Origin of the sequence: Okeania sp. SIO2F4 (assembly GCF_010672385.1) — a bacterium.
In the GTDB taxonomy this organism is placed as follows: Bacteria; Cyanobacteriota; Cyanobacteriia; order Cyanobacteriales; family Microcoleaceae; genus Trichodesmium.
The window spans coordinates 1-4,945 of record NZ_JAAHGT010000737.1 but is presented as its reverse complement, the minus strand read 5'-3'; the positions used below and the strand labels follow the sequence as shown (position 1 = coordinate 4,945).

4 protein-coding genes and 1 pseudogene are annotated in these 4,945 nt (G+C 36.0%); all 5 read left to right on the top strand.

What is annotated here, in order from left to right; all coding sequences use genetic code 11:
* Window positions 1-1,363: histidine--tRNA ligase (locus F6K22_RS31605; protein ID WP_293107393.1), on the top strand; the 1,363-nt coding region annotated here is incomplete at its 5' end.
* Between the two features lie 230 nt (window positions 1,364-1,593).
* On the top strand, window positions 1,594-1,956 hold the full coding sequence (locus F6K22_RS31600; protein ID WP_293107390.1) for a four helix bundle protein: 363 nt from the start codon (window positions 1,594-1,596) through the stop codon (window positions 1,954-1,956).
* Between the two features lie 372 nt (window positions 1,957-2,328).
* On the top strand, window positions 2,329-3,345 hold the full coding sequence (hisG, locus tag F6K22_RS31595) for an ATP phosphoribosyltransferase (RefSeq protein ID WP_293107387.1): 1,017 nt from the start codon (window positions 2,329-2,331) through the stop codon (window positions 3,343-3,345).
* Between the two features lie 617 nt (window positions 3,346-3,962).
* Window positions 3,963-4,190 (top strand): ferredoxin family protein, encoded by a 228-nt coding sequence (locus F6K22_RS31590; RefSeq protein ID WP_293107384.1) that lies wholly within the window; start codon window positions 3,963-3,965, stop codon window positions 4,188-4,190.
* A gap of 47 nt (window positions 4,191-4,237) precedes the next feature.
* Window positions 4,238-4,718 (top strand): annotated as a pseudogene (locus F6K22_RS31575) (two-partner secretion domain-containing protein); the annotation flags it as partial.
* Between the last annotated feature and the right edge of the window lie 227 nt (window positions 4,719-4,945).

The window sequence follows — 4,945 nt, the reverse complement described above, 5'->3', positions numbered from 1 at the left end:
GGACATTATTTCTCGTCTCTATGACTTTGTTTACCGTAACCGTCGCCTCTGTCTAAGACCAGAATTCACAGCCTCAGTTGTCCGTGCCTATTTGGACAACCTCCAAGAACTACCTCTGCCAATGCGACTTTATTATACTGGGCCAGTATTTCGTTATGAACAGCCTCAGAAAGAAAGATATCGGCAGTTTACCCAAATGGGAATAGAACTAATTGGGGCAACAGGAGCGATCGCTGATGGGGAAGTTATTTCTATGGCGTGTCAAGGTTTAGACCGTCTAGGTTTAACTGAATATCAAACATTTATTGGCCACGTTGGAGTTCTGAATAATTTTCTTGACCATCTTCAACTAGATACTCGTCTTCGTAGTTTTCTACTTACTCAGATGGAAACTCTCAGAACAGAGGGTAAAAAGGTAGTAGAAAATCGGCTTTCTGAAATTTATCCGGCATTTAAAAAAGATAGTTCTGTTGAACAAGAAGTAGATACAAATACGACAACCAAAAAAATTACAGATATTCTCCAAAGTTTAGAAGAAAGTGAGGCAAGAACAGCAATTTTTGAGTTTCTAGAAAGTATGAATATCGGGCTCACAAGCACTCGCGCACCGGAAGAAATAGTTGACCGTTTGTTAGTTAAAATTAAACATCAAGACCAAACTCAACAATTAAATCAAGCACTAGAGTTTATGACGGAATTGAGTCAACTAAAAGGAGAGCCACTTGCGATATTTAAAGAAACCGAAAAACTCCTATCAGCTTATAGTATTGATGGTTATGGGTTGACACAATTACAAGATATTTTGAAAAGTTTAGAAGCTTTTAATATCGACAAAAATCGCATTAGTCTTGACCTGGGAATTAGTCGAGGTCTTCAATATTATACTGGTATGGTTTTTGAGATTTATGACAGCAAATTAGGAGTAGAAAGAAAGTTATGTGGTGGAGGTAGATATGATGATTTGGTTGTCAGTTTAGGAGGTAAAGAAGAAACTCCTGCCACTGGTTTTTCCTATGTGATGGAAGAACTTAGAAAGGAATTAGCAGAAAAAGCTCATTTGAGTTTAAATAATTATCAATTTGTGGAAATTTTGATAGTTGCGATTAGTTCAGAATATTATGATTATTCTATAGAAGTAGCTGAAAAATTAAGGCAGTTAGGTTTGCGAGTAGAAACTGATGTGATAGGAAGAGATGTTGAGAGTAATATTGAGTATGCGAATCAGCAGAAGATTCCATTTGTAATTATTATCAATTATGCTGAAAAACCAGGAAGTAAAGTGCTTTTGCAAAATCTGGATTCAGGGGAACAAAAAAATTTAGAATTGCATGAAGTAGTAAATCAAGTTAGAAATATTAAATAAGTATTCAGCGGTCAGCTAGCCTCCTGGGTCGTAACTAAGTTAACAGCTTTATTACCTTTAAAAGGGGAATTAGCATTGAGAAATTTCAAACAAAGAATTAAAAGTATGGTTCAACAATTAATAATTATTAATTATTAATTACCTCTCGAAAGAAAACGGATAGGATTGACTAATAATGAAAAAATTTTTATTCTCAAGGGGAGATTGGATATGGCGTTTCGCGGAGCAACATGAAAAGCTCTGGAACTCTGCACTATTCGGGAAACCTCGCCATCCCATCCTACTCCAAGCTCCGCTTTTTATGTCGGCGACAGCCGAAACGACCGCTTTTTTCCCCTATCCAAGGGGAGGCTTTAGACCACAATTTTTCGGTAAGAGTTTATCAGTTAATTTTAGCAGTCTATCGAACTACATCTACATTTCCTACTACAGAATTGTATGGGTTGACAAGTAAAGTTTGCCGTTCTGGTGCTTTAATTCCTGCAAATATTGCAGAAGGATATGGTAGAAATGGAAATGTAGAACTATGTCGTTTTATTCAAATTGCTATGGGTTTAGCTAGTGAGCTTGAATATTATCTTTTACTTGCTTAAGACCTGAATTTAATCAAATCTTCGACTTGATGAATCTCTGGTTGAAAATGTAGTAGAAGTTAAACTAATGCTTACTTCATTCATTAAAAAGCTGACAGCTAATAGCTGTTTGCGGAGCATTATGCAGGAAATGCTTACTGAACATCCTCAAATCAAATTACCAAAAAATAAGGTTTCAAGCCACCCCCTTTAAGGGTATGAAAAAAATCTTAGATTCAGTATTTCAATTATCCTAACTTAGGCGAAGATGCTGATAACTGATAACCAAATTTAAAGCCTCGTAATTCAGTAAGAAATACTGATAACTGATAACCAAATTTAAAGCCTCGTAATTCAGCAGGAAATACTAATAACTAATAACTGATAACTGAAATGACAACAGATAAAATTTTAAGAATAGCCTTGCCTAGTAAAGGTGCTTTAGCAAAAGGAACAATGGAATTATTGTCAGCTTGTGGTTTGGGTGTATCTAGACCTAATGAAAGACAATATTTTGGTTCAATTCCTGCTTTGCCACAAGTAAAAGTTTTATTTCAAAGAGCAGCAGATATTTTTACAAAGGTAGAAGAAGGAAGTGTTGATTTAGGAATTACAGGTTATGATGTGGTTTCTGAAGAAGGTCAATCCCATGATGATGTAATAGTAATTTGGGATAAGTTAGGCTATGGTAAATGTAAATTAGTTTTTGCTGTTCCTGAGAGTTGGGTAGATGTTTCTTCTATAGAAGATTTAGCAGAGTTAACTCTCTTATTTAGAGATAAAGGAAAAAATTTGAGAATTGCTACTAAATATCATCATCTAACCCAAAAATGGCTCTACGAAAAATTAATTGTACATTTTTCTTTAGTATCTGTTCAAGGTGCAATGGAAGCGGCACCTACTATGGGATATGCTGATATGATTGCTGATATAACTAGCACTGGTACAACTCTCAGAGAAAATCGTTTAAAACAAATTGAAGGAGGTACACTTCTCGACTCCCAAGCTTGTTTAATTGGTAATAAACGCTTATTACAAGAGAGTCAAATTAAGTTGGAAACAACTAAGGTATTTTTAGAGTTGATAGAGGCGCAGATGGAGTCGAAAAAGTATGTTTCAATCACAGCAAATGTGGAAGGAAAATCAGCAGATGAAATAGGCGATCGCCTCATGTATAAAAGTGAATTAAATGGTATTTCTGGTCTGCAAGGACCGACTATTGCCAAAGTATATTCTGGAGAAAAAAATGACTGGTATGCTGTTACAATTGTGGTAAAACAAAATATGTTATTGCCAGCAATTAACCATCTAAGAAAAGTAGGTGGTACAGATCTGACAGTTTCTACTCCTAATTATGTTTTTGGTTCTAAATCTCAAATTTATGAGGAATTTTTGTTAAAGCTAAATTGAATAAGGAAGGAGGGAAAAGTTGATGAGGATACTTTCACTAAGTTGCTCTACAGTATTCTACCGGAGATAACTTGTATTTTAGTAATAATTCAGTCGTCAGCTATCAGCTATGAGTTATGATGATTATCGCGCTGAAGGAGGAATTAGTCTTTAAGGAGAATTACAGTATATTTCGGACAAATGATGTACAAGGCGTGAATAGTAAAAGTATTGTAGTGCCATATTGTCCCCTAAATGTGTACCTCATAGCAGCGAGAAGTGATCTAAAAGTTATGAATGAAATTGCTCATCAGCTAATCTTATACTATTTCTCTGTAAGAATGCCCTTAATAGTTGTTGCTTAGACTTTATTACACTGAGTATTCTCATCTTGATATTAAGTGCAACTTCATGGAGAAATGGTATTAGTAGTTATTTTATTTTTTCAAAAGCTTTTTGCGTATAATTGCACAGGAAATGCTGAATGCCAGCGAGCTGAATGCTTACATATTTTTCAGCTAAATTGCTAAGATATTTGTCTAATCATCTTTCTCTTCCCTTATTGCCTATTGCCTACACCAAGCCCTATAAATTTTAATTAATTACTTTAAACTTTTAACTAAACTAAAAAAACTAAAATGCCACATACAATTGTTACTAATATTTGCGAAGGTGTTGCTGACTGTGTTAATGCTTGTCCAGTTGCTTGTATCCATCCAGGACCTGGTAAAAATACTAAGGGAACTGATTGGTATTGGATTGATTTTGATACCTGTATTGACTGTGGAATTTGTCTAGAAGTTTGTCCTGTAGAAAAAGCAATAGTTGCTGAGGAAAGACCTGAATTACAAAAGACTCCTGATTAGTTTTTCTGACGAAGAGTCTAACTCAAAAATAGGGATAATCTTTCTACTTTAATATCGAAGGTGGGACTCGCAGTGGAGCTAATCTTTTCCACAGCTTTGACCAATTCAACGTTAACTCTGGCCAAACCGCAAATTTCCTGACAACCTCAGACACTCAGAATATTCTGGGCAGAGTTACAGGAGGAAATACTTATATATATCAATGGTTTAATTCAAGTTACCGGGGGTAATTCCAACCTCTTCTTAATAAACCCCGCAGGCATAATGTTAGGCCCGAACGCTAGCCTCAATATACCCGCCTTATTCAGTATTACTAGCCCCACAGGTATTGGTTTTAACGAAAATAATTTCTGGTTTAATGCCATGGGAACCAACGACTACTCAAACTTAGTCGGAAACCTCAGTGGCTATAGGTTTGATGTATCTAAACCAGGGGCAATAGTTAATGAAGGAAATTTAAACTCTGGAGAAAATTTAACCTTATTGGGCGGGACTATTATTAATACAAGGGAACTCTCCACAACAGGTGTTCATTAATGGATAATGGATAATGGATAATGGATAATTACAAGAAGGTTGAAACCGTTCGGGAATTGAATACAAGGAAATACTATTTCTTCTCTTGGTAGATTGGAGGCAAGCGTTTGCGCTTCGCAAAGCTTCACTTTACATGTTGCGGAGCAAAACGCGTAGCGTCCCGGAGGGAACGGAGACCTCGCCATCCCATCCTGACGAAATGCTCCGCAAACGACCGC

Bases quoted from the DNA above. Each gene is read 5' to 3' on its own strand.
- F6K22_RS31600 (WP_293107390.1), top strand. From the start codon at position 1,594: ATGAAAAGCTCTGGAACTCTGCACTATTCGGGAAACCTCGCCATCCCA.
- hisG (WP_293107387.1), top strand. From the start codon at position 2,329: ATGACAACAGATAAAATTTTAAGAATAGCCTTGCCTAGTAAAGGTGCT.
- F6K22_RS31590 (WP_293107384.1), top strand. From the start codon at position 3,963: ATGCCACATACAATTGTTACTAATATTTGCGAAGGTGTTGCTGACTGT.